This window comes from Populibacterium corticicola (genome assembly GCF_042683685.1).
In the GTDB taxonomy this organism is placed as follows: domain Bacteria; phylum Actinomycetota; class Actinomycetes; order Actinomycetales; family Cellulomonadaceae; genus Timonella; species Timonella corticicola.
Window position 1 is genome coordinate 409,801 of sequence record NZ_JBHUOP010000003.1, and the last position, 22,926, is coordinate 432,726.

General features: G+C 58.5%; 24 protein-coding genes. 16 read left to right on the forward strand and 8 right to left on the reverse strand.

The window, feature by feature from the left end:
* Positions 1-216 precede the first annotated feature (216 nt).
* The 3 genes from ACFSYH_RS08735 to ACFSYH_RS08745 all read left to right on the forward strand — a co-directional run bounded on the left by ACFSYH_RS08735 (position 217) and on the right by ACFSYH_RS08745 (position 1,862).
* The gene (locus ACFSYH_RS08735) at positions 217-888 is read left to right on the forward strand and encodes a hypothetical protein (RefSeq protein WP_377466518.1); all 672 of its coding nucleotides are present in this window, start codon (positions 217-219) and stop codon (positions 886-888) included.
* Between the two features lie 174 nt (positions 889-1,062).
* On the forward strand, positions 1,063-1,524 hold the full coding sequence (locus ACFSYH_RS08740; protein WP_377466519.1) for a helix-turn-helix domain-containing protein: 462 nt from the start codon (positions 1,063-1,065) through the stop codon (positions 1,522-1,524).
* The gene (locus ACFSYH_RS08745) at positions 1,521-1,862 is read left to right on the forward strand and encodes a HepT-like ribonuclease domain-containing protein (RefSeq protein ID WP_377466520.1); all 342 of its coding nucleotides are present in this window, start codon (positions 1,521-1,523) and stop codon (positions 1,860-1,862) included. The genes ACFSYH_RS08740 and ACFSYH_RS08745 overlap by 4 nt, the downstream gene beginning before the upstream one ends.
* Positions 1,863-1,995: 133 nt before the next feature.
* Here the strand turns inward: ACFSYH_RS08745 and ACFSYH_RS08750 are convergent, their stop codons facing one another.
* Together ACFSYH_RS08750 and ACFSYH_RS08755 are read right to left on the reverse strand one after the other, a co-directional pair.
* Positions 1,996-3,015, reverse strand: coding sequence for a hypothetical protein (locus ACFSYH_RS08750; RefSeq protein ID WP_377466521.1), 1,020 nt, complete (start codon positions 3,013-3,015; stop codon positions 1,996-1,998).
* The gene (locus ACFSYH_RS08755; RefSeq protein ID WP_377466522.1) at positions 2,993-3,562 is read right to left on the reverse strand and encodes an RNA polymerase sigma factor; all 570 of its coding nucleotides are present in this window, start codon (positions 3,560-3,562) and stop codon (positions 2,993-2,995) included. The genes ACFSYH_RS08750 and ACFSYH_RS08755 overlap by 23 nt, the downstream gene beginning before the upstream one ends.
* A 356-nt stretch (positions 3,563-3,918) precedes the next feature.
* Between ACFSYH_RS08755 and ACFSYH_RS08760 the strand changes: the two genes are divergently transcribed.
* From ACFSYH_RS08760 to ACFSYH_RS08785, 6 genes are all read left to right on the forward strand, one after another.
* A complete protein-coding gene (locus tag ACFSYH_RS08760; RefSeq protein WP_377466523.1) occupies positions 3,919-5,550 on the forward strand; it encodes an ABC-F family ATP-binding cassette domain-containing protein in 1,632 nt (543 codons plus the stop codon).
* A 390-nt stretch (positions 5,551-5,940) separates the two neighbouring features.
* Positions 5,941-7,389, forward strand: a complete 1,449-nt coding sequence (locus ACFSYH_RS08765; protein WP_377466524.1) for a sensor histidine kinase — start codon at positions 5,941-5,943, stop codon at positions 7,387-7,389.
* Positions 7,382-8,050: a response regulator transcription factor gene (locus ACFSYH_RS08770; RefSeq protein ID WP_377466525.1), complete on the forward strand. Its 669-nt coding sequence runs from the start codon at positions 7,382-7,384 to the stop codon at positions 8,048-8,050. Before ACFSYH_RS08765 ends, ACFSYH_RS08770 begins: the two co-directional genes overlap by 8 nt.
* A 154-nt stretch (positions 8,051-8,204) precedes the next feature.
* Positions 8,205-9,302 (forward strand): pyridoxal-phosphate dependent enzyme, encoded by a 1,098-nt coding sequence (locus ACFSYH_RS08775; RefSeq protein WP_377466526.1) that lies wholly within the window; start codon positions 8,205-8,207, stop codon positions 9,300-9,302.
* On the forward strand, positions 9,299-10,972 hold the full coding sequence (locus tag ACFSYH_RS08780; protein WP_377466527.1) for an FAD/NAD(P)-binding protein: 1,674 nt from the start codon (positions 9,299-9,301) through the stop codon (positions 10,970-10,972). The genes ACFSYH_RS08775 and ACFSYH_RS08780 overlap by 4 nt, the downstream gene beginning before the upstream one ends.
* On the forward strand, positions 10,969-12,603 hold the full coding sequence (locus ACFSYH_RS08785) for an alanine racemase (protein WP_377466528.1): 1,635 nt from the start codon (positions 10,969-10,971) through the stop codon (positions 12,601-12,603). Before ACFSYH_RS08780 ends, ACFSYH_RS08785 begins: the two co-directional genes overlap by 4 nt.
* Positions 12,604-12,608: 5 nt before the next feature.
* Here ACFSYH_RS08785 and trxA read toward each other — a convergent pair whose 3' ends face one another.
* A complete protein-coding gene (gene trxA, locus ACFSYH_RS08790) occupies positions 12,609-12,926 on the reverse strand; it encodes a thioredoxin (protein ID WP_377466529.1) in 318 nt (105 codons plus the stop codon).
* A 207-nt stretch (positions 12,927-13,133) separates the two neighbouring features.
* Here trxA and ACFSYH_RS08795 point away from each other — a divergent pair, with 207 nt between their 5' ends.
* Both ACFSYH_RS08795 and ACFSYH_RS08800 read left to right on the forward strand, forming a co-directional pair.
* Positions 13,134-14,180: a cysteine peptidase gene (locus ACFSYH_RS08795; RefSeq protein WP_377466530.1), complete on the forward strand. Its 1,047-nt coding sequence runs from the start codon at positions 13,134-13,136 to the stop codon at positions 14,178-14,180.
* A gap of 11 nt (positions 14,181-14,191) precedes the next feature.
* On the forward strand, positions 14,192-14,692 hold the full coding sequence (locus ACFSYH_RS08800; protein ID WP_377466531.1) for a hypothetical protein: 501 nt from the start codon (positions 14,192-14,194) through the stop codon (positions 14,690-14,692).
* On the opposite strand, the gene ACFSYH_RS08805 is transcribed toward ACFSYH_RS08800, so the two are convergent.
* Both ACFSYH_RS08805 and ACFSYH_RS08810 read right to left on the reverse strand, forming a co-directional pair.
* Positions 14,689-15,954, reverse strand: a complete 1,266-nt coding sequence (locus tag ACFSYH_RS08805; protein WP_377466532.1) for an MFS transporter — start codon at positions 15,952-15,954, stop codon at positions 14,689-14,691. The two genes, ACFSYH_RS08800 and ACFSYH_RS08805, sit on opposite strands and share 4 nt — an antisense overlap.
* Positions 15,955-16,343: 389 nt before the next feature.
* On the reverse strand, positions 16,344-17,012 hold the full coding sequence (locus ACFSYH_RS08810) for a class I SAM-dependent methyltransferase (RefSeq protein WP_377466533.1): 669 nt from the start codon (positions 17,010-17,012) through the stop codon (positions 16,344-16,346).
* A 67-nt stretch (positions 17,013-17,079) separates the two neighbouring features.
* On the opposite strand from ACFSYH_RS08810, the gene ACFSYH_RS08815 reads away from it, so the two are divergent.
* From ACFSYH_RS08815 to ACFSYH_RS08825, 3 genes are all read left to right on the forward strand, one after another.
* Positions 17,080-17,631 (forward strand): helix-turn-helix domain-containing protein, encoded by a 552-nt coding sequence (locus ACFSYH_RS08815; RefSeq protein WP_377466534.1) that lies wholly within the window; start codon positions 17,080-17,082, stop codon positions 17,629-17,631.
* 142 nt (positions 17,632-17,773) lie between these two features.
* Positions 17,774-18,307 (forward strand): hypothetical protein, encoded by a 534-nt coding sequence (locus ACFSYH_RS08820; RefSeq protein WP_377466535.1) that lies wholly within the window; start codon positions 17,774-17,776, stop codon positions 18,305-18,307.
* A 13-nt stretch (positions 18,308-18,320) separates the two neighbouring features.
* Positions 18,321-18,920, forward strand: coding sequence for a TetR/AcrR family transcriptional regulator (locus ACFSYH_RS08825; RefSeq protein ID WP_377466536.1), 600 nt, complete (start codon positions 18,321-18,323; stop codon positions 18,918-18,920).
* A gap of 390 nt (positions 18,921-19,310) precedes the next feature.
* On the opposite strand, the gene ACFSYH_RS08830 is transcribed toward ACFSYH_RS08825, so the two are convergent.
* A complete protein-coding gene (locus ACFSYH_RS08830; protein WP_377466537.1) occupies positions 19,311-19,697 on the reverse strand; it encodes a VOC family protein in 387 nt (128 codons plus the stop codon).
* A gap of 108 nt (positions 19,698-19,805) precedes the next feature.
* On the opposite strand from ACFSYH_RS08830, the gene ACFSYH_RS08835 reads away from it, so the two are divergent.
* Complete coding sequence (locus tag ACFSYH_RS08835; protein ID WP_377466538.1) at positions 19,806-20,780, forward strand: helix-turn-helix transcriptional regulator; 975 nt, start codon at positions 19,806-19,808, stop codon at positions 20,778-20,780.
* Positions 20,781-20,863: 83 nt separating this feature from the next.
* Here the strand turns inward: ACFSYH_RS08835 and ACFSYH_RS08840 are convergent, their stop codons facing one another.
* On the reverse strand, positions 20,864-21,310 hold the full coding sequence (locus tag ACFSYH_RS08840) for a hypothetical protein (protein ID WP_377466539.1): 447 nt from the start codon (positions 21,308-21,310) through the stop codon (positions 20,864-20,866).
* A gap of 52 nt (positions 21,311-21,362) precedes the next feature.
* Positions 21,363-21,776: a hypothetical protein gene (locus ACFSYH_RS08845; protein WP_377466540.1), complete on the reverse strand. Its 414-nt coding sequence runs from the start codon at positions 21,774-21,776 to the stop codon at positions 21,363-21,365.
* A gap of 404 nt (positions 21,777-22,180) precedes the next feature.
* Between ACFSYH_RS08845 and ACFSYH_RS08850 the strand changes: the two genes are divergently transcribed.
* A complete protein-coding gene (locus tag ACFSYH_RS08850; protein WP_377466541.1) occupies positions 22,181-22,765 on the forward strand; it encodes a hypothetical protein in 585 nt (194 codons plus the stop codon).
* Positions 22,766-22,926: the final 161 nt, after the last annotated feature.

Sequence of the window (22,926 nt, forward strand, 5' to 3'; positions counted from 1 at the left end):
ACGAGATGACTGGTTTTGCAGGTTCTCTCACCAGTTCCTTCACAGTAGATCCGTTATTGACACTCCGTCAACAAGGGTGGGGAAAGTTGAGTCTTACGTCCTATCCGTCGGGATGCAACGGGATGTTTAAGGCGATACGAAAGTTGTTGTGTGACAGGTCGATCGCATCCGAAAGTATGAGGCGATGCAAGTGCGCTCGCAGTTAGCATGATGCATATGGAATCCGACAAAACGCCAGATCGGCAGCCCAACATCGACTTTGCGCAACAGTACAACGCTTCGTTTCCGCCCCCTGCTGTGCCAAATGGGCGCCTACATACCGTGTTGCTGTCTGTGATTCTCGCGGTAGTTATCCTCTTACTGATGGAGCAGTGCGGCACCCAGACCTACCGGAGCATGGAGCACATAGAGACTGCAAACCTCATTTCGAGGATGTCCCCAGAGATTGAAACCGACGGGTTCTATGTCGAACGAAAAGGCGACGAGTACCTGATCTATGCGACCGTGCACTACCTCGGCGAGGGAGAGATCCATGCGACGTTCATGCCGGAGTCCTCAGGTGGGTCTGAAATCAGTTACTTAGGGGCGCAGACGTTTCGTCGAGGTGAACCAGCCCGCACCGCCATCGTCTTTCGCGGTGCTTTACTCTCTGAAGGCGACGATGACTATAGGTCGCTGACGGACCTTGAGGTAGAGGTTGCGGTTGCGACCGGGGTGTTCCATGAGTCCTTGGAGAACACTACGTTCGGATACCGGGAACGTGAACTGCGTGAATCAACCCGCGCCGAGCGCGATGCCCTGCGTGACTGGGCGCACCAGCAGTATGAGGCGTTCCTGCTCGAGGAGGCTCAGGCCGCTGCGGAGTTGGATTCTGACACCGAAAACTGACGCGGTTCACTGCGCTTCAGGGATGCCCTCAGAAAGCTGTGTCGGTGTGTGGGTTTTCTCGTCACTGTGTGCCTTAAAGGAACACACTTCGACGAGAAAACCCACACATCGGTTTGGCCGAGGAATGGCCCGGGAACGCTAGTCGGTTTGATATCTACTAGATATCATTGGGGTATGGGTCAGGAAACTGTAGGTACATCGTTGCGTCAGCGACGTATAATAGCGGGAATTTCGCAGCGTGAACTCGCGCATCGTTCCGGCGTGCCTCAACCCAATATCTCCGCATATGAAAGCGGTAGACGTCAGCCAACGCAAGAAACACTTCAACGTCTTGAAGAAGCCCTTAAGGTTCCCACCCTCACTCAACTCCGAAATGTTCGAGAGCAAATCCTGCAGGTAGCGCGCGCACGCCGCTTGGATAACGTCAGGGTGTTTGGTTCTGTTGCGCGGGGAGCTGCCCACGCAGGTTCGGATATTGATCTGCTTGTGCACCCGGCTGAGGACGCTTCGCTGTTCGATCTTGCTGGTTTTATGACTGAGGTTGAAGAACTGATGGGCGTGCCTGTTGATGTGGTATCGGACCGAGGCCATGGTCCAACCATGGACCGCATTAGGGATGAGGCTGCGGTTCTATGAGTACGGAATCGTTTGACCGAGTGCCTGCGATCTTGGCAGATATACGCCGTTTCTCCGTTACCGCGCGTCGTGTAGTTGATCGTGGTTATGAGCAGTTCGCTGATCCAGACAACGATGACCAGCGCAGAATTGCTCGCTCATTGATTATTGACTTGTCATCGGCAGCGGACCGGTTACCGCAAGTATTCCGCGAGACTCATCCGGAGATTGACTGGAAAGGGCTGCGCGCTGTCCGCAATTTCATGGCCCACGATCATGACGGTACTGACGAGAAGATATTGTGGCAGGCAATCGCCGTCAAGTTTCCTCGCATCGTCCAACTGCTGACCGGGGACTGACGAAGCCAACCGCAGGGGCCTAGTTGCGGCGAACATGCAGGTTTTTACTTCGGTGGGAGTGTGGATGATGCTCACAGAGAAGTAAAAACCTACACGTTCATCTGGTCGAGAAGAGGCTATCCAGCGTTACTTACTAGGGTGCGGAATCAACGACCTCGTAGGTTTTGATGTGCTCATAGTTCACTTGGCCGTCGCCGGAGAGATGCCGTTCGCCAAGAAACTCGCCGCTCGAAGGGTCGATGAGGATCTGTGTTGTCTGGTCATTGCGCCCGTGCTCAGTCCTGCTGAAACCAACCGCTCCGCGTCCATCCTCCAAAGTGAACGATCCGGTGCTTTCGATACCTGGTACAAGCGCGAGGGCTTCATAGAGAGCGGCACGTTGCTCGGCAGTAGCGGATCCGATGTTTAGGTACTCGCGTATACGTTCAAAGGTGTCCTCGGTATGGGACAAGTGCCCTCCTTCGTAGAGGGAACTAACGTAGTTGTAAGCTGCGTTGCCATCCGTCGTCGGCATACCCTCTAGTTGATCAAGAGAGATGTTCCCCATAGACGGGTCGGGTCGGGGGTCGGTTCTAGGGTCATCAGCATAGAAGTCTCCGCGAACACCCAGTACAAGTTCAGCAGGTTGGTAGTCCTCCGTGCCAACATCGAGTGCGGCTTGGTCCCATACCCACACATCGTTGAGATCGAACGGAATGTATAGGTTTGAAAGATCAAATTCTCGTTTGACCGGGATTTCTTGAGTTCTGTTGGAGTCCGATATCTTCGGTTGCTCTTCTAGGACCCTGACTACCGTGTGGATCTTGAGGTACTGGCCCTTGGCAACGTCGAGGTCACTGTACTTGATGGAGTTTTCTGCGGCTTGACGTAAAACCTCGGCGGCAATAGCGGAGGGTGCTGGCGCTAGAACCTGTGCGGCAACTACGCCAAGAGTCACAGCGAATGCTGCTGCAGCCGTTGACCAACCGATCAGCGGCTTGGTGAGCCGATCGCGTAACCGAGAGCGTGAGGTAGCCCGTTCTGCCTCTCGTTCGAGAGTCCGTTCCGCAGCGGCCATAGCTGTGCTGAGCGGAGCAAATGCTGGCGCTAGAGCTTCAAGCGGCTTCTGAGGGACTTCACTACGCAGTTTCCTAAGCGATGCGAACTCGTCCATGATCTGCCTCCTGTTGAGTTGACGAGCTGCGCAGAATCTTGCGCGCTCGATTGAGTCGGGACCGTACTGTCCCCGTGGGGATGCCTAGTGCCACACCGATTTGCTCGTAGGTGAGGTCTTCCCAGGCGTATAGGAGCAAGACATCGCGATCAGCTTTGTTGAGTTTGCGGAGTTTCCCAGCCAATCGCTGGACTTCAACTGCTGCATCAACCGCAGAATCTGAATTACGGGTTTCGTCGTCTACTGAGTCGATGACAGCCGTGCGTTCAGCGAGTTTGAATGTGCGGGCCTCAGCGATCCGGTGCCGGTGTACAAGATTTATCGCTATACCGAAGAGCCACGGGAGAGCATTGGTGTGGGACTGATCGAAGGTGGCTCTCTTTTCGAAGGCAACTAGGAAAGTTTCGCTGAGGATGTCGTCTGCAACCGATTCGCCGATTCGTCGCGCTAGGTAGCGGTGAATACGTGGTGCGTATCGAAAGAACAGATCTCCAAACTCTGCGGGCCGCGAAAGCGACCGCAGGATGATCTCGTTATCTTTGCTCACGTCTGGTATTCACTGCTGGGCGGAAAACGGTTCACGGAACCTTGTGGGGACTGGTCTAGGTGCTCGAATGGCCTCAACACTATAGCCGCGGGTGGGCTAGGTATATCGAACGTGTAGGTTTTTTCTTCTCTGTGAGTGTGGATGATGCTCACAGAGAAGAAAAAACCTAGACGTTCATCTGACCGGAGAGGGCCGCGGCGAAAATAACTTGCCCCCTCCACACAGGCCCTGCCTAGCATGGAGACATGTGACAACCCGTTGATTGATCCAACCCGCGCAGCACAAAACACCGGAATGCGAAAGCATCGTGCGCGGGCCCGCCAGCATACCCACGGCACAATCAACCGGAGGCGCAGATGCCATCACACGAAAACTCCACTTCAAAAAACACCCCCAAGCACGCCGCAGTCACTCTCCACAACGTCACGTTCGAGTGGCCGGACGGGTCGGTAGCGCTCGACGGAATCTCGGGCACCTTCGGTGCAGGCAAAACGGGCCTGGTCGGTCGTAACGGAACAGGCAAATCCACGCTGCTGCGCCTGATCGCGGGTCAACTCACCCCAACACGGGGAACCATCGAACGCTCGGGTGATGTGGCCTACCTCAGCCAAACCCTCACCCTCGACACCGCAACAAACATCGCTGACCTGCTTGGCATCAGGGACAAGCTCACTGCCCTGCACGCCATTGAAAACGGTGATGTTGCAGAGAGCAATTTCGACATCATCGGCGACGACTGGGACATCGAAACCCAGGCCGCTGAATACCTGGGCGACCTTGGATTCACAGCACTGGATCTCACCCGCAGCGTGCAACAACTCTCCGGTGGCGAGGCAATGCTCGTGGCGATCACGGGGCTGCGCCTGCGTAAAGCACCCATCACGCTCCTGGATGAGCCAACCAACAACCTCGACCGCAGGACGAGGGACCAACTGGCCCGGCTCGTCGACAAGTGGCCTGGTGCGCTGGTCGTGGTGAGCCACGACCGCGAACTACTCGACCGGATGGACGCGACAGCGGAACTGTACGCCGCAGCGATGACCACGTTCGGTGGGACGTACAGCGAGTGGGAGACCTATCAAACAACCCAACAGCAGGCTGCGGAACAGGCCGTGACCAGTGCGAAGAGCGCGCTCAGGTTGGAGAAGAAGCAGCGCATCGAGGCGGAGACCAAGATTGCCCGCCGGGCCGCGCAGGGACGTAAGGCAGCAGCCTCCATGCCACCGATCATCGCGGGTGGGCTCAAGCGTAAGGCAGAGGTGAGTGCTGGTGCGGCCCGAAATCTCGCCGATGCTCGGGTGAGTTCAGCGCGAGCGGCGCTGGATGCGGCTGAGTCCCGGCTCAAGGATGACGAGGCCGTCCATCTGATCTTGCCTGACCCGGATGTGCCGCGCTCGCGGCGGCACGCTGAGATTGTGTATGGCGACCGGACCTTCTATCTGCAGGGGCCTGAGCGCGTGGCGCTCGTGGGTCCGAATGGCTGCGGAAAATCGACGCTGCTCGAACACCTGGTGACGGGAGTGGACCCGATGCCTGGGGGTGCACGTGGCACCCTGCTCACGGATCGGTTCGGATATCTGCCGCAGCGCTTGAACGATCTTGATGAATCCCGCAGTGCGATTGAGAATATCGTCCCCGTCGCGTCCAGTATGACGGTCGGGGAGATTCGCAACCAGCTTGCGCGGTTGCTGTTGCGGGGTGAATCTGTGAACCGGCCTGTCTCGAGCCTGTCTGGCGGTGAGCGTTTCCGGGTTTCGCTTGCGAAACTGCTGTTTGCCGAGCCGGTCGCGCAACTGCTGATCCTCGATGAACCCACCAACAACCTGGATATCGCCACCGTGGACCAAGTGGTTGATGCACTGCGCGAGTATCGCGGTGCGCTCCTCGTGGTCAGCCACGATTACGACTTCCTGCGACGGCTTGGCGTCGGCACGGTACTCTCGCTTGAGGGCGACGGTCTGGCGGTCTTGGCGGGTGATCAGCTCTAGTGCGTTTGTTCTGTTGGCGACGAGCTGGCTGAGTCGAGTTTCCCGTCTTTCGACTCAGCCTGCTCGCCTAGGAAGGGGGCACCGCCGTGCCCCTGGACTAATGGCCCCAGGATGACTGTGATGCAGGACTACACTAAGAAGAGCGTCAAACTGCCGATATTAAGCAGTGAGAGTTTGTCTTGTGCGCTGTGATCTGATGGCTACGTAGCGCACTAACTGCAGAGAAACGGGAAGAGTCTGCAAAACTCTTCTCGGCCCCACTCTTGTGCATCTGATGTGTTGTCATCGGAGTTGTTGACTTCCGATGAGGTTTCTAACAATGGGTGTGGGGTGGTTTCGCCCAGGATGAACTGGCCTGTGAAGAAACTAGTACTGACAGCGAGGATGGCTATGGATTTGAGCAAGATAAAGCTCCTCAGTAAGTTGCCGTGGGGTGACTCGTCCATAGTGCCCGCAGCCGCGGAGGAGAAGAATAGACAAAAGTACATTTCCGCGTCATCCTCTGGGATGATTCTTGGTTATACGAATGCGCAGGTACTAAACCCAACCATCGCTCAGAGGCTGTTTAGCTGGACTCGTAGCATTAGGCCGGTGCCCTGGTCCAAGCCGGTCCGCATGGTGTTGGTACTACTGATCGTTCTAGGGATCATCGGTGACAGTCAACGTGACGATGCCGTCCTTACAACGCCACTTGGCCTGCTTGATTTCCTAGTACCTTTTGCACCCGCAGTCGGCTTGCTAGTAGGGCCCTTAACGGCGGCGGTTGTGTGGTTTGCCTCCATGGGCATCATCGTGTTTATTGGACCTACGAACTACCTGCTCGCTGGGACATTCATCGCCACGATGATGGTCCTGTTCTTTGTGTGTGCATTGTTCCCGATACGGCAAGGTATAGTCTTTTTTGTCGCTGCCCTCATGGTTACGGCAATACTTGTGGGCCGTGGTCCACAAGATTCGTTCGCACTGTTTTATGCGGGTTTTTTGCCGGGGTTCGCGGCTGTCGGTGCAGCAGGTTTTGCCATGCACCGCCTGTGGGACCGGATCAAGGTACGCGATCGGCAAATCGATGACCTGAAGGACCGCCAAGAGCGGGTGCGTCGTGAAGAGCGCCAACAGATCGCCTACGAGCTGCATGACATCGTCGCTCACGACATCACGATCATTTCGATGCAGGCGCGCAGGGCTGCACTGCTGAGTGACCCAGAGAAGAAACAGCAGATCTTCGACAGCATCGGTGCCACGGCAAGCCAGACGCTTCAAGACTTGCGCAGCCTACTCGTCGTGTTGAAACCGCCCACGGATGATGACTCCGTTACGGTCACGTGCGCTGTGGGGGATCTAGTGCTGGACACTCCGGAGGTCTCTGGCGAAACCACGACGGCTGTTGGCTTCCTTGAAGACTTCAATGATGTCGTCGAGGCACTACAGCGTTCCAGCCTCAGCGTGGAGAAGAACATCGACGGTGACACCGAAACGATCCCGATGAGCCAGAGACAAACACTGCGTCGGATCGTACGGGAACTCGCCACTAACGTCCTCAAACACGGTGCCCCAGGTTCACGCGTGTCGCTCAACCTCAAAGTGGATTCCGACTTCGTCGTCATGAGCATGGAGAACGTCATCTCCGAGGCGGAGCCCATCATGTCCAGTCAGACTGGACTCGAGGCCATCAAGGCACGTGCTGAAGTCTTTGGTGGTGTGGTCTCGTCCGGTTCCGAGGACGGGACTCTGTGGAAGACCACGGTCATGCTCCCACTGGCCGGGTTGGACGGCGGCACGTCATTCAGTCTCGCGCAGGACGGCGTAGGAATGAAACACCCAGGAGAGGCGTATGAGTAAAATTCGCATCCTGGTGGTCGATGACGAGACGTTGGTCCGAGAGATCCTTGCAGACTATCTGCTGGTGGATCCAAACTTAGAGGTCGTTGGCGAGGCGGCGGATGGAGTGACTGCTGTTCGACAGGTGGCGGCGTTGCAGCCAGACGTGGTTCTCATGGACATGCAGATGCCGGGCATGAACGGCGTTACCGCAACAGCGGAGATACGTTCTCAGCATCCCGATGTCATCGTTCTTGGGCTGACCTCATTCGAGACTGACCGGTACGTGGTGGACCTCTTGCGGGCGGGTGCCTCCGGTTATCTGGTCAAAGACACGAGCCCAGACGCGCTCAAGGCTGCGATCCGAACCGTTGCGGGTGGTGGTTCCGTACTCTCGCCTGAAGTGACGCGTTATGTCATCCGAGGTCTTGAGGAGTCGAGGCCTGCAACGGCGGCCCCTGATCTGGAGATGGTTGCGCGGTTCACCGAGAAGGAACTTCAGATTATCCAACTGCTCAGTAGCGGCATGAACAACCGTGAGATATCCGAGAAAATGAAGGTCAGCGAATCGACGATCAAGTCTCGGTTTACCACAATCGCCGACAAACTTGGTGCACGTGACCGAGTGCAGGTGCTCGTCAAGGCAATTGAGTACGGCCTCGCGGATGTCCACAAACTTTAGGTTGTGCGCTGATCCACGAGCGTTCCTAGACGCGTGAAAAGCCAAAACGTGCTTGCGCGAGCGCAACCCTCACAGTGGTGCCAAGGTGGAGTGGGTCCACCTAGCTGAGTGAGGGGCACGATCAGTGTTCCTCAACACCGTCGAAGGAGGGTGTATGGAACGCCCAGTTCACTCCACGTATTTTCCGAGCCCAACTGTCCGACTTGAGCGACTGTTTGGTGAACAACCAGTTGGCATTCACGCCAAACTCGACAACCTACAACTGACTGGAAGCACCAAGGAGCGCACTGCCGCCTCGCTGTTGGAAGGGCTGCTGGAAAGCGGCGGTCTCGCCACGGGTGGCACGGTTGTGGAATCCACCTCGGGCAACCTGGGGATGGCTCTTGCCCGCCAGTGCGCTCTGCTTGATCTGCGGTTCATTGCCGTCGTGGATGAGCGAGCGAACCAGGCCGCGCTGGATACCATGCGGGCTTTCGGCGCGCAGGTTGACCTGGTGAAAACGCCACCGGACGGCAACAGGTTGCGCGCCCGAGTCGAGCGGGTCAAGGAACTATTGGAATGCGAACCGGGTGCCGTGACCACAAACCAGTACGCGAACCCGAGCAACCCGAAGGCCCACGCCGACTCGACCTTCCCGGAGATCTGTGATGCGCTCGGCGCCGCCCCCACCAAGCTCTTCGTCGCGACGAGCACCACGGGAACGTTGCTTGGCTGCCTGAACGCGGTCCGCGCACTGAACGTGGACACGCAGGTCATTGCCGTCGACTCGGCAGGATCGGCCCTGTTTGGCGGAACCTCCGGCGACCGATACCTACCCGGGCTCGGCGCAGGGTTCGAGACCGACCTTTCCCTGCACGCTCACCCGCACGCCATTCATCGCATACCCGAAGCCCAGATGGTTCGTGGCGCGCGCCTGCTCGCCCGGCGCGAGGGGATCATGGCCGGAGCCTCGACGGGAGCGCTTGTGGCGGCGGTCGGTGCGGAACTTGCCTGCACTAGTGCGCACCTCGCTACCTCGGGCACACAGGCAGCCAACGAGACGTGGGCGTTCCTCGTCCACGACGGCGGAGCCCCCTACCTGCCCACCGTGTACAACGACGACTGGGTGCGCACCTCGCTCGACTACGACCCACACACCGACATCGACCTGATCAGGTGCAACCCCTTCCACAAACTTGCCGAGCAGGGTCGCAGGCTCCCAGACAGCCTCATCCCCATCACCGAGTACGTTCGCCCAGGGGTACCTGCATGAGGCTGGCCGTCATTGGCGGTGGACCCAAGGCGCTCGCGGCTCTGACGGAACTCGACCGTGCGCTCGATAGTAGGGGCGCGCTGGATAACCATGGCGCGGTGACGGATCGTAGGCAACCGCGAATGAGCGTGGACGTGTTCGACCCGCACGAGTTGGGGCCGGGCGCGGTGTGGGATCGTCGTACTCCCGAACATCTGCTGATGAACGTCCCGAGCAGGATCGTGGACCTGTCCGGCCCGAGTTTCCCGCTCAGCTACGCGCAGTGGGCGGAAGGCCACCCCGATCCGCGTGCCCGCGAGGTGTTCCCGCCGCGCAGGTTCATGGGCGAATACCTGCGCCGCGTCTGCGAAGGCCTGGTTAACTCGCCGCGTCTATGCGTGCGTCGGGTCCGTCGCACAGTCACCGACGTGCACCGCACCGCCGCGGGGTGGTGGCTCGTTGGGGACGGCTCAACGCCGTCTTTGCTTGCCGACGAGCCCTCACCTCCCAGCCCATCCTCACCTGTCGAGGAAACAGGTTACGACGCAGTGCTCCTGGCAACTGGGCATCGTGCCCCGCTGCTCGTGAATGAGTACCACGCGTTGGCTCAGGATGAAGTGCTGACCAGTCAGGACGTGCACATCCGGGGTGCGGCGTTGACTGGGATCGACTATGTCATGATGCTGACTCTGGGTCGCGGTGGATGCTTTGAGTCTGCGTCTGAGCCTGGCTCTCCAGCCGATGCCTCAGCACTGATGATGCCGAGCAGGCAGGGCCTTACCTCCGGTGAGCCCGAGCGGTTGCGGTACGTGCCGAGCAGCCGAGAGCCACGCAGCATCACGCTGCACTCACGCACTGGCGTGCCACTCTCGCCCAAACCTCCCGAACAGTCCCAAGAACTCATTGACCACGTCACTGGCGCCACGGCCAAGCTCCTCACGGTGGTCAGCAGCGCTGAACCGCAACCCAGCGCCGACTGGTGGGCCACCCTGGTTCGAGCAGCGCACAGCACCGCACGGTTCCTCGCCGTCGATGTGGGCACGGCTGCACTTGAACGCACCCTACTCACCCCAGACCACCTCGAACCCGGTGAAAGCGCAGCGGAACGAATGCGCTCGCACCTGCTCATGAACCTCGGCCACATCACCTCAGACGAACGCTGGATCTGGGGCAGAGTGTGGAAGCTCGGATACCGAAACGTCATCGACTCACTCGCCAGACACCCACGAGATACAGCGGGATGGAACAATTTCCGAGTCGCCGCCAGCAACGCCGAACGCTGGGCCTACGGTCCACCCCAGACCACGGTCGAACGCCTCCTCGCCCTCACCGAAACGGGACTGTTGCGCTGGGAAGCGGCAGGATCGTCGCCAATCCCGCCCGAAGCCCTGAACGCAATCACACAGCCACCCGGCGTGCGCGACGAGCACACCAACACCATCCCCGACCCGCTCTGGAACAACCTCGCAAACAGCGGATACGTGAGCGTGCGCGACCACGAACGCGGCATCATCACCACCCCGCAAGCCCAATGCCTCGGCCCAGACGGGACCCCCACGCCAGGGCTGTACGCCATCGGGCGTCCCACCGAGGACCCCGTCATCGGCCACGACACACTCAACCATAGGCTCCACACCGACATTCAACAGTGGGCACAACACCTTGTGGATATCGCAACGGAGGGAACATGACACAACAACTCGACTGCCACGGCACCCCGCCACTGACCGCGCGCACCGAAGCCTGGATGGACGCGCTCACCCAAGACGCCGAGGCGTGCGCAACCCTCGTTGAACAGCACGGATCGCCCCTCAACGTCCACAACTTCGAGCCCATGCGCCGCAACATAGACGAGCTACGGGACGCAGCCGCCCGACACCAGATTGCCTTCCAGGTGTTCTTCGCGCGCAAAGCCAACAAAACCCACGGCGCAGCCCTCGCCGCACACAGGGCCGGAGCCGGAATCGACGTCGCCTCCCAGCGAGAACTCGAACAATGCCTCAACCTCGGCATCCCCGGCCACGCCATCATCTTCAGCGCCGCCACCAAAACCCCGGCAGCGATCGACGCGGCGCTCGCGGGTGGGGTGACGATCAGCGTGGACAACGCCGACGAACTGAAACTGATCATCGCGCGAGCCACCGGCGGCGGCCTCCAAGCACAGGTGGCGCTGCGATTGGCCATACTTGACCCTGAAATCCCGCCCACCAGATTTGGGCTGGCCGCGGGGCAATGGCTTGAGGCTCTAGGTTCTTGTGCGGTCGAGTCGCTGAGCATCACTGGGATTCACTTCCACCTCAACGGGTACTCCGCCGAGCATCGCGCTATAGGGTTGCGGCAGGCTCTGACGTTCGCCGATCAACTGCGGTCCCTGGGTCATCCCGTGGAGTTCATCGACATGGGTGGCGGAATCCCCATGTCCTACCTCGACTCGAAGGAGCAGTGGCAGGAGTTCTGGAGGGCCGTCGCTGCCAGTGCGGACGCTGGTGCCTTGGACGCGGCAGGAGTGGGCACGGGTGGCCTCGGGGAGGATGTCGTTGCAGTGGGACGGTCTGCGGTGAGCGGTGATACCACCAACCTGGCTCGGCCCGGTGGCCTAGGGTCCGGTGTTACTGGATCTGGCATTAACGGTTCTGGACCCACCTGGCGTGGCGACACCCTGGGTCTCGTGGATCACGAGGCGGATCGGCCATCACCAGCCACCTATCCGTATTATCAGGCGGTCACGCGAGGGGAGTGGTTGCGCCAGATCCTCAGCGCACCCGCAGGGAGTGACGGCGGGACAGTTGCGGATGAACTGCGGGCACGGAAGATTGAACTGCGTTGCGAGCCCGGCCGAAGCCTCCTCGACGGTTGCGGCATGACCATCGCGCAGGTGGCGTTTAGGAAACCGACCTCAGATGGGATACCGCTCGTGGGGCTTTACATGAACCGAACCCAGGTGCGCTCGAACTCGGCGGACTTCCTGCTCGACCCGATCTTGATCAGGCGTTCGCCTCAACCCGTCGTGTCCGAGTCCTCGTCTGAGCCTGGACGCCCTGCACTGTCCGAATCGTCTGTGCCGTCTGACCCGTTGAGCGGGGCGTTCCTCGTGGGCTCATACTGCATTGAGGAAGAACTGATCCTGCGGCGGAGCTTCGACTTCCCGAAAGGCGTTCAGGTTGGTGACTTGATTGCCTTCCCAAACACGGGCGGCTACCTCATGCACATCCTAGAGAGTGCCTCGCATCAGCTCCCACTTGCGGCGAATCTCGTGGCCACACCGGGCGACTCCGCACTCGGGATACCGGAGCACTGGGTGTTGGACGGGATCGACCGGTAACGCGGCTACTCCTTGAGCATGCGCACGAGCATGTCGAACGACAGCTCGTTCATCGCTCCGGCCTCGTTGTAGACGACCTCACCGTCCTTGACCACGGCGACCGTCGGAATCGACTTGATCTTGTATTCGTCGATGATGGCACGGTTATCGTCGGTGTTGACCTTGGCGAACACCACGTCATCGTGCTCTTCGGAAACGTCCTCGAAGATCGGCCCGAACTGTTTGCACGGAGCACACCAGGGCGCCCAGAAGTCGAGCACGACCACATTGTTGTTTGCGATGAGTTCCGGGAGTTCGGCTTCGGACACGTTGATTGTTGCCATGGTTCAAGCCTAAGCGCATTCGGTGCTTGGCGACGATTTGGTCACCGCCGGTTTTTAGCTTGCGTCATGCAGATCGTACGACCTGAGTATGACTAGTACCTAGACGAACGTCTAGTTTGCTCTAGACGAAGGCCGTATATGCAGGACAGGTGAAGCACCCATATAGTGAAACGAAATTGTAGATGACCACACCACATTAGGAGAGACATGCATGGCAACGGCTTACCAATCGCACGGCGCGACTTTCTAATCGCGCTTGGAGTTCTTGCAGGGGCCGGTGCTATGACTGTCGCGTCTGGCGGTCGTGCCGAAGCGCTGACTAGAATTGACGAGAACTGGCGTCAAGCCTTGGCTGATCAGTATTTTAGTGACAATCCCCAAATCAATGTGCGTCCGCTTCAAGATGGTATAGAAGTCTGGGAAGGTGATGCCGGCGGCTACATGATTGTTGAGTCGTCTAGGCGCGAACTTTTAGAAGGTTCTCCTACTGCGGTAAGTCCGTACCGGCGAGTACTTGGAGACGCCGCCTATCTTGGACCTGGTGAGTACTATGCTCTCGGCGCTGACAGCGCGGTCGGGCTTCTCAATGGAGGCTTGATGAATACACGGGAACTGCGTGCAATAGCACGGGATGCCTCAGACCAGTTCCACGAGACCTTGGTCGTTTCTGCTGTCCCTGAACGCGTTAGCCTGATGAAGAAGGGGGACGGACTTCCATTGGTTAAGGCCGGGGATGTGAAGAGTCGGGTAGCAAACTACACTTACATTACTGGCAGCACCCTGTATCCCAATACTGAAGGTACTTGTGGATGGGTTGCAGGATCGCTGATAACGCGATACTGGCATGCAAAGTCAACAGCTCGTTTGCTGCTCCCAACGAAGTATCGAAGTGGTACCAACATGACCACGAGCCCGAACTTTGCCACCTATCTACAAAATGGTAGAAAGAACGACTCTTGGGCGCGGAATGTGAAAGACCAACTGATCTGGAACGCAAAGAAGCAGGGAGTGAAACACACGTCTGCTTGGGCTCTTGGGAACATCGGGATGTGGAATGAACTGAATGCAGGATACCCGTTTATCCTCTTTGGAAACATTCCTACAGATGGGAAAAAGAAGGGTGCACATGCTGTAGTTGCTTATGGTCAGACTAAAGGCGGGCAGTTGATCACACACTATGGTTGGTCAGGTTTTACCAACGTTGTTCTTAATGGAGGCCTAGTAGGGTCTAACACGAAATTTCGGTTAACATGATGGGTGTTGCGATGGATTTCATAAAGCGCCACTGGGTCTGGTTTGTGAGTTTTGGAACAATACTATTGACAATCATCACCGTGTTCGCCATTAAAGAGTTCATGCCGTCTAAGAAGGTTCTCTCGGAGGTTCTGGGAGGCGCAGTGATTGAGTTGGAACTATTCGAGTATCCCTACGCAAAGCATCCACCGGAAGCGAAGCGCACAGTAATTACTGACCCTGTGGTCATTTCGGAGATTACAAAGTTTTTTGATGGCACACCAGTGAAACCATATCGAGGTTCGTCCGAACTCCTTCTCGATAAAACCGCTACAGCGTTCAGGATGCATTTAGCAGACGGTAGCGTGGTCGAGGCCACTCATATATTCGCTGGCAATTACAACACGGTGTTGTTTTGGCCGGATGGGGCCGTGTATTCGACCGAATGGGGTAGACCTTATGAAGGCTTCTACGACGATTTAGGTGTAACCGAGCAGGTGTCCGGTGCTGAAGTTCCCGTTGTGAACTTCTAGATATTGCGGGGTGTGCGGTACACGAACGCAATGGCCAGATAGCCGAGCGCAAGAACCGCATAGAGCGGCTGGTTCAGCCCAGTGTCAGGCAGGAACACCACGCCAAGGAGCCCGGCGGTCATGAACGCGGTGTTGAACAGCATGTCGTACAGGACGAACGCCCGGCCTCGATAGTCGTCGGGGGTGTCCTGCTGGATGATCGTGTCGAACGCGATCTTGGCTCCCTGCGTTGCCACCCCAAGCAGGAACGCCACCACGAGAATCGTGGGCACCGAAACGTGAATCGAGGCAACGATCTGCGCGACGATAGCCGTGGCCATGCAGGTGACGATCCACCGATGTTCACCGATACGGCTCGCCACAAGCGGGGTCGCGAAGATGGCAACACCAAAACCGGCTGCGGTCACACCGATGATCTGCGCGAACGAAGTCAGGCCATCGCCGTCCGAGGACACAAAATAGTTGCGTGCAAGCAGGATCGACGCAACAAAGATCAGCCCGTACAACAGTCGCATAAGCGCCATCGACAGCAGGGCACGAGCCGGAGTTTTCAACTCAAACACCAGCCGGACAGCCCCGCCCAAGTCTCCAACCACCTGACGGACAGAGGTCTTACGTGCCCCAGCCAACTCGTCGGCAATCGGTCCCAGCCGATCCTTATCAAACCCGAGCGCAACCATGATCGAGCACGCGAACACGATGATCGCGGCCCCCAGGGTCGCGGCATCGCGCGTCGAGCCAGCCGGCAGCAGCAGGCCGATTGCGACGCCGAGGACGGCGCCGATTCCCGTTGCCGCAGCGCCGATGGTGGGCAGGATCGAATTGGCGACGAGCAGTTCACTTGGCGCCACAACGCGCGGCAGGGATGCGCCCAGGGCTGCGAGGAGGAACCGGTTCAGCGACAGTGCCGTGAGCGCGAGCACGTACACCCATGCGCTGAAACCGCTGGTCAGGATCACCGCGACGATGCCGACCGTGAGGAGCAGGCGGATCGAGTCGGTGATGACGATGATATTGCGGCGCGGCCACCGGTCAATGAACACACCCACGAACGGCCCCACGAATGTGAATGGTGCGAGCATCACGAACAGTGCGAACGCGATACCGCCCGGTGTGCCTTGGGCTTCCGGGGAGAAGAAGAACAGGGTTGCGAGCGCCGCCTGGAACATGCCGTCGCCGGATTGGCAGAGCAGCCGGATCACAAAGAATCGTTTGAAGTCCGCGTTGCGGAGGAGGCTTCGGAGTTCGGAGGAGGCGCTCATTGAGACCTGACTGTGTGGCGTGGTTCTACGGCGTGGCCCGCTAGCGACATCGCGCTGACGCTAGCGTGGCGCGCCTGTGGGTGCGCTCGTGAACCTATCATGCCCGCCTGACTGGTTGCTCATTCATGGCTCTGATCTGGGATGATCCGTTGGTTCGGGTGCTGGCTTTGCCGTTCTCTCTGGCTCTCACTGCCAATTTCACCAGAGCTCGTTGGTGATTTCTCCAGCACTCGCATGGTGATTTTCCGGGAACACCCGCCATAGGAACCGTCCTGGCAGCAGCTGCGTGGAACTGAACTCAGGCATTTGTCTACGAACTCAGCTCTTAGCGGCCTGAGTTCGTAGACAAATGCCTGAGTTCGATCCGGAGGATGGCTGCTCCTCGCGCGTTACCGACGCTTGACCAGAACCACCACATCATCAATGGGGGCGGGTTCGCCAGTGAGCGCAGTGGTCATGCGGCTGCGTTTCTCGCTGATGACTCGCTCCCATGAGTTGGGATCAAGGTTGAGTTGCGTGAGTTCCTCCTCGGGACTCAAGAACCGGTGATCGCGTTGATCGGAGGCCTGTGAGTATGGCGGGAAGTCAGCGTGTGAGGTGATGAGCAGGTGCCCGCCAGGTGCCACTCGAGTTGTGGCTTCACGCAGGATCTCGACGCGTGGAAGTTCCACGGGGGAGTGGAAGAAGCTGGCGGTGACCAGGTCGAACTGGCCGGGTGGAACGGTGGCGAGGTCGGCCGCAAGGAATGTGGCCTTGCCCGAGACTCCCGCGGCTTCGGCTGCCGCAGTTGCGCGGGTGACCGCGTTGGTTGAGATGTCGATTCCGGTTGCTTGCCAGCCGTTCTGGGCGAGCCAGATGACGTCTCCACCCTCTCCGCAGCCGAGGTCGAGTGCTGTGCCGGGAGTCAACGTGGAAGCGATGTCGGACAGGACCTTGTTGACCTTCCCGGACCAGACCTGATCAGGCCCGCCATAGCGGTCTTCCCAAAAGTCGATGGGCGCGATCTCGGGCCACTCGGTGCTGTTGGCTTGTTCCGTGGTGTGGGTGTGGTTGTGCATGATTCAAGTCTGGGTGCACAATGAATGGAATAGCAAACAGTTTTGCGGAATTGGCAAGGAGTGAATTGTGGATGCTGGACTGTCACAGGTGGGCGCACGGCTAAGGGCGATACGTCAGGATCGTGGACTCACCCTTGAAGAGGTGGCAACGAGCGCGGGGATGTCCGTGAGTACTCTTTCGCGCCTTGAGTCGGGCAAGCGGCAGGCGAGCCTTGAACTCTTGCTCCCATTGACCAGAAAACTGGGAATCAGGCTGGATGATCTGGTGCCGTCCGGCCCTGTGGATCCGCGCGTGAACCGTTCGGTCATAAGACGCGACGGTATGATCATCACCCCACTCACCCCCGAAGGCTCACCGGTTAATACGTTCAAAATCACGTATCAGCCACGATCTGAGGCTCTTGAACTGCGTGTGCACGACGGCTACGAATGGCTGTATGTCCTGTCCGGGAAGCTCCGCCTCCAACTCGGCGAACAGGACCTCATTTTGAGCAGTGGCGAAGCGGCAGAGTTCGATACGCGCACCCCGCACGCCATGTCGGCGGCGGGCGGGCGTCCCGCGCAAATTATCAGTATCTGCAATGAGTCGGGTGTGCGAATGCACACTCATACGGCCTAGCGTCTTGTTTGCCCAGCTTTCCGACGACACGGTGCGCGGGTAGTCATTGTGACGATTCCACCGCAGAATTGACAGCGCATATTTTGTTAGCACGGTCGTGCTAAAATGGCTGCCATGCTGAAGTTACTTCAGGGGGTGCACTGTGATCCTCTTTGCAATCATCGCGTGTGAGATTGGATTCTGGATAGCGATTCTGGCTGGTCTTGCCGCTCGTTATCTAGCAGGGCGTCCACGACTAGGGGCTGCGCTGCTGATTGCCGCACCCATCATCGACGTGGTGCTGCTCGTGCTAGTTGCGGTCGATTTGTTGGGAGGGGGACATGCATCCTGGCACCACGGCCTGGCGGCAATCTACATTGGGATTTCGGTCGCTTACGGGCATCGCATGATTGGATGGGCGGATGCAAAATTTGCTACCCGGTTCCGCGGAGCTCCACCCCGTGCTGTACTCAGTGGGTCCGCATATACGATTAAGTGTTGGCAAGATGTGGCACGTACTTCCGTTGCTGCGGGAATCGCAGGTGCGATCCTTTACGGGCTGATTTACTTCGTTGCCGCGCCAGCACGCACGGCCGAACTCGAGGGATTCTTTCAGGTTCTCGGACTCATAGTTGGCATTGACTTGATTTGGGCCGCTAGTTACACCTTGTGGCCGAAGAGGGCTCCAGCGTCTTAGAGGAGATGAACGGATGCCACGGCTAATCGACCACGCTCAACGGGAAAAAGATATCGGTGATGCCGCACTACGAGTTCTTGCCCAAGACGGACTAACCGCGCTTTCGGTGCGGAGAGTTGCCGAAGAGGCAGATCTTGCCACTGCATCATTACGTCGAGCGTTCCCCACGCAAGAAGCCCTGCGTCAGTTCTGTCTCGAACGGATTCACAGAGATGTTGCTACTCGCATTGGGACGCTTACCGGGCAAGGCGTAACACTTGCGCTTTCGATGCTGTGCGAGTTGCTCCCGCTCGATAACGTTAGGCGGACTGAACTCATCGTTCAACTGCAACTTGGTAGCCTCGCCCTAACTGATCCAAGCCTGGTAAAGAATGTTCATGAACTACACAGTGGTGTCCGTAGCGTGTGTGCTGCTGCGCTTGAGGCAATCCGATTCACACGGCCTCACACTCGAACGGACGCTTCTATAGAAGTTGAACGGCTCCACGGCTTGCTAGATGGTCTCGCATTACATGCGCTCTGGGACGCATCACAGGAAACAAACACTCGAGTCGTGGCTACTCTCAACCACCACCTAAGATCTCTCGACACACAGGAGAGTTCCCGCACATGATTCGCGTCGGTCGCGCAGTCCTACCAGTCACCGCGCGTAGCGGCTGCTGAGTTCTATGTCGCTTCTGCGGACTTTCACGATTAACGACCATGACCTCAGTTACCGGTCTTCGCTGTCTTGCTGTGCCAGCGGTAGGCATCTGACTGAGCTGCAGTATCGTCGCTTCTGGCGAGTGGAACGCGTTTGGGTAGGGTGGCGCCCTCCTGCGAAGGAGGCACCACCCTACCCAAACAAGGACGCGCTAGTGTGCGCCTACACCGTTACTCGTTGTCCTGAACTGCGCCGTGGATACCGTGCGGTCTGTGGTTCCTACTAGCCAACCTGAGCCGTCGGCAGGCTGCCGCGTGTTCCTGCCGAATAAGACCTCGATCAGTAAACCTGAGCCAGCAGTTAATTCAGTCCTGTGGTGTCGGTGGCACAAACGCGCAGACGGTGACCGTCGGGGTCGGTGGCGACGAATGTGTAGCCGAAGGCGAGTTCTGTCGGTTCGAGGGCGATTTGTACGTTGGTGGCTGTCCACGCGGCGTAGAGCCGGTCGACGGTCTCACGGCTGACGTCGCTGAGTGAGAGTTCACTGCCGCCGACGTGAGGTTCGGCTTTCGGGTCAATCTGGTCGGCAGTTTGCAGTCCAAGGGTGATCGTGTCGGAGAGAGCGAAGACCGTGAAATCTTCGAAAGTTTCCAGCGGCTCTGCACCAAGGACAGCTTGATAGAACTTGGTGCTGGCCTCCACGTCGGATACGTAAAGAATGACGCTGTTTGGAGTGAAAGTGGACACGGATAGATTCCTTTCAAGAGACGGCGAGGACTGGAATTTCATCGCCATTTCTTCCACGTTAGGAACTATTTGTGACATCTTTTGTCATGTATCTGAGATGATAAACGGATGCGTGCGGACCGGTTGTTATCGATCATGTGGTTGCTGCGCGCGCATGGCGGTCTTTCGGCGGCAGAACTGGCCAAGCGGCTGGAAGTGTCCCGGCGCACGATCCTCCGTGATGTCGAGGCGCTCTCTACCGTAGGGGTGCCGGTCTACTGTGAGCGAGGACCGCAGGGCGGTGTGCGACTACTCCCCGGCTACCGTACCGATGTCACCGCACTCAGCAGTGAGGAGAGTCGCGCCCTGTTCGCCGGGGTGACGACCTGGGGTGCGGACTCCCTCGGACTAGGTGAAGCGCTCGCCTCCGGGCTACGCAAACTCTTGGCCGCGGTGCCCGATACACACCGCGATCAATCCGCCACGGTCGCAGAGCGGATCGTGATCGACCCGCAAGGCTGGCTCCCGCAGCCTGAGCAGGAAAAGAATGGCGACACGTTTCGCACCGTCCAGGAAGCGGTGTTCGCGCAGCGTCTCCTACAGATCGAGTACCGATACAAGACACGATCCTCCACCGAAGTCGCGGTAGTGGAACCACATGGGCTGGTCAGTGCTGGCCGCAGTTGGTATCTCTGCGCGACGAACCACGGTGAGCCGAGATTCACGAAGCTTTCGCGCATCGACCATGCCGAGATGCTGGCCGAGCCGTGCAGTGGTGAAGTGGTTGACGTAGCCGCTGAATGGCGGGCGCAGCGCGAGAAGTTCCTCGATGGTTTCACTGCTGTTACCGCGACCGCATGGATCAGGGATAGTAGGTGGAGTGACGCACATGAGTGGGTTATCCGAGCCACAGAACTGGAGCCAACCTCACCGCCACCTGATCACGGTGGCTGGAGTTTTTTGGAACTCGAGTTTGTCGATCATCTCCACGCCATGACCATCTTCCTTCGCCTTGGCCCCGATGCACTCATCGTCAGCCCCACAACTCTCCGCGATAACTTCACTACCTACCTCAGGGCCACCCTCGGCCACTACTCTGGTTGAAGTCAGGGCTCTATTGAAGCCACCGCAGGCAACGCGTTCGGAAGCCTTCAATTTTCTTCCAAACGTCTCGATCACGGGATTTTTTAGCTTTTCGACGATACGGTGCGCGGGTAGTCAATTGTCAGTAGGTGGTTGTCCCGCATGTCCCGCAATAACTGCTCGGTGACATCTTTAAGGCGGATGCCTCGTGTGCGTGCTGGGGTGACTGCGTAATCTTCGGGACTCCATGCTCGCAAGACAGCGAAGCGAGACAGGTGGGGAACGTGTTCAGGTAGCTCACGTAGCCAGGCGAGCCACTCTTCTGCGCTAGCTTCGTTTTCGCCAACCGGCTCTTGCCTAGCTCCAATCAGGGTGCTGCAATCACACATGTTCCGGGTCAACGTGAACACCACCGAGGAACCTCGAACTCGACTCGATGCAATGCTCATCTCGCTAAGTTTGGGTTCGACACCGATCCGTTCAACGGTGAACTGCTGAAACTCTGGTGTGAAGGCTGCCGCGTTCACCGCCCACAGGTTTGTTGCGCACATAGGTCAATCCTCGCAGATCATCAGCACACATCAAGCAGGAATAGAAACGCTGTTAGTAGGGGATTGACCAACAGTTTCGCCCCAAGTAACATTCCATTCCGTCTATGTCGAGGTATAGGACTGGAACAGTGCCTCGGCGAAATAACCGCCGTTTCTGCTCGATGCGTCCTTCACCGTCAAGGTACATCCTCATGGCGATGCAGAGTGGCCGAAGCGCGTTTCCTTTGTCTTCCTCAACATCGTCGTATTCAAAGATGGTTCCCGTGACCTTCAGCTCCGGGATGAAGACTTCCATCCACTCGTACGTGGCACAAATAATCGCCGTGCGTTCCGGAATGGCTGGGTTAGCAACGCGGACAGTGTGCATCCAAGGGTTCTTGCTGGAGGTCGTCTGTTCGATCATGAAGGTCTCATCGAACACTTCAGCGACAATCCGGTGGAGCATGGCTTTGATGTCGATAGTCACAGCGACAGTCTCTCACTCGCCAGCAAACCATTTTTCGTGTTTATGATGGGCGTACCTACGGTTTGTGAGCAGTGGGGGACCGCTATCCGTTCCGGTATCAGTACGTGGGAGCACCGCCCTATCAATGCGGGCCTGAGCCCCGATGGGCAGTTCGTCCAGATCGTGGAAGTCATGCTCCGCACCTCGGCGTGCATCGGTGAAATCCTCGCGATCTGCCTCGGTGACCTAGACCTGGGTGTGCCGATACCGTCGGTGCGTAACAGTCCGCTCACGAAACTATCGTCGCCGAGCGAGAAGTATGGGGATCGCTGGCGCAGTTTGCAGCGGAGTACGAGACCATCGCCCAAGAAGCCCACCAACACCGCTGGACCACGTTCCTCGAACAAGGCGGGCTTACCACCGAAGTGGTTGATGAGCTCGTTGAGACAGAGTCGTTTGGGATCCTCACCACCGAGCTGCGTCGCCTCGAAGCGGCAGGCCACGACATCGAACAGTTGCTCCCGCGGGTGGTGCAGGCAGGGAACCTCGAGGGCGTCGATGATCTGGGGTCACTGCTTCGGTACCGGATCCAGAAGATCACCAGCACCTACCCGCCCAGCCCGCGATGCGCGACCGGGCTCATCGCAGAACTCGTGCCACGAGCCACCGGCATCGCCGACCCCGCCATGCGCACAGCGCTCGACGAGCGGGAACACCTCATGGGTGAACGTCTCGCCGCGCTCACCCAGGCCGCGATCGAGCAGCACGCACCCTGGCTGCCCATACTCGGAGACCTCGACCACGAGAACTTGCAACAGACGGTTCGCGCAGTCGCCGCGTACCGTGACTGGTGGGGAATCACATCAACAAGCGCCCTCGGGCCGGTGCCCGCTGATGACGCTCAACGCCTCGACTACGAACGCACCCGCGACACCCTCACGCGCCTGAACCAAGCTCCCGACGACAACACCCGAGAGATCGCGCAGCGACGGGACGAGCGCAGGATCTAGACACCGCGACACAGAAGCACCTCGTCTCTCGAGGTCTTCCTTCGTGCTGGAGCGGTGGGTACCCTGATGGTGGCAGGAGCAACCACGCGCCGATCCCCGCAAGCTGGGGTGAGGCAGACCGTTTGAGAAGTGTCTCGGGCACTCGACCACTCAGGACCAGC

Excerpts from the sequence above, each read along its gene's own strand:
- ACFSYH_RS08735 (WP_377466518.1), top strand. The coding sequence starts at position 217 with ATGGAATCCGACAAAACGCCAGATCGGCAGCCCAACATCGACTTTGCG.
- ACFSYH_RS08740 (WP_377466519.1), top strand. The coding sequence starts at position 1,063 with ATGGGTCAGGAAACTGTAGGTACATCGTTGCGTCAGCGACGTATAATA.
- ACFSYH_RS08745 (WP_377466520.1), top strand. The coding sequence starts at position 1,521 with ATGAGTACGGAATCGTTTGACCGAGTGCCTGCGATCTTGGCAGATATA.
- ACFSYH_RS08750 (WP_377466521.1), bottom strand. The coding sequence starts at position 3,015 with ATGGACGAGTTCGCATCGCTTAGGAAACTGCGTAGTGAAGTCCCTCAG.
- ACFSYH_RS08760 (WP_377466523.1), top strand. The coding sequence starts at position 3,919 with ATGCCATCACACGAAAACTCCACTTCAAAAAACACCCCCAAGCACGCC.
- ACFSYH_RS08765 (WP_377466524.1), top strand. The coding sequence starts at position 5,941 with ATGGATTTGAGCAAGATAAAGCTCCTCAGTAAGTTGCCGTGGGGTGAC.
- ACFSYH_RS08770 (WP_377466525.1), top strand. The coding sequence starts at position 7,382 with ATGAGTAAAATTCGCATCCTGGTGGTCGATGACGAGACGTTGGTCCGA.
- ACFSYH_RS08775 (WP_377466526.1), top strand. The coding sequence starts at position 8,205 with ATGGAACGCCCAGTTCACTCCACGTATTTTCCGAGCCCAACTGTCCGA.
- ACFSYH_RS08780 (WP_377466527.1), top strand. The coding sequence starts at position 9,299 with ATGAGGCTGGCCGTCATTGGCGGTGGACCCAAGGCGCTCGCGGCTCTG.
- ACFSYH_RS08785 (WP_377466528.1), top strand. The coding sequence starts at position 10,969 with ATGACACAACAACTCGACTGCCACGGCACCCCGCCACTGACCGCGCGC.
- trxA (WP_377466529.1), bottom strand. The coding sequence starts at position 12,926 with ATGGCAACAATCAACGTGTCCGAAGCCGAACTCCCGGAACTCATCGCA.
- ACFSYH_RS08795 (WP_377466530.1), top strand. The coding sequence starts at position 13,134 with ATGCATGGCAACGGCTTACCAATCGCACGGCGCGACTTTCTAATCGCG.
- ACFSYH_RS08800 (WP_377466531.1), top strand. The coding sequence starts at position 14,192 with ATGGATTTCATAAAGCGCCACTGGGTCTGGTTTGTGAGTTTTGGAACA.
- ACFSYH_RS08805 (WP_377466532.1), bottom strand. The coding sequence starts at position 15,954 with ATGAGCGCCTCCTCCGAACTCCGAAGCCTCCTCCGCAACGCGGACTTC.
- ACFSYH_RS08810 (WP_377466533.1), bottom strand. The coding sequence starts at position 17,012 with ATGCACAACCACACCCACACCACGGAACAAGCCAACAGCACCGAGTGG.
- ACFSYH_RS08825 (WP_377466536.1), top strand. The coding sequence starts at position 18,321 with ATGCCACGGCTAATCGACCACGCTCAACGGGAAAAAGATATCGGTGAT.
- ACFSYH_RS08835 (WP_377466538.1), top strand. The coding sequence starts at position 19,806 with ATGCGTGCGGACCGGTTGTTATCGATCATGTGGTTGCTGCGCGCGCAT.
- ACFSYH_RS08840 (WP_377466539.1), bottom strand. The coding sequence starts at position 21,310 with ATGTGCGCAACAAACCTGTGGGCGGTGAACGCGGCAGCCTTCACACCA.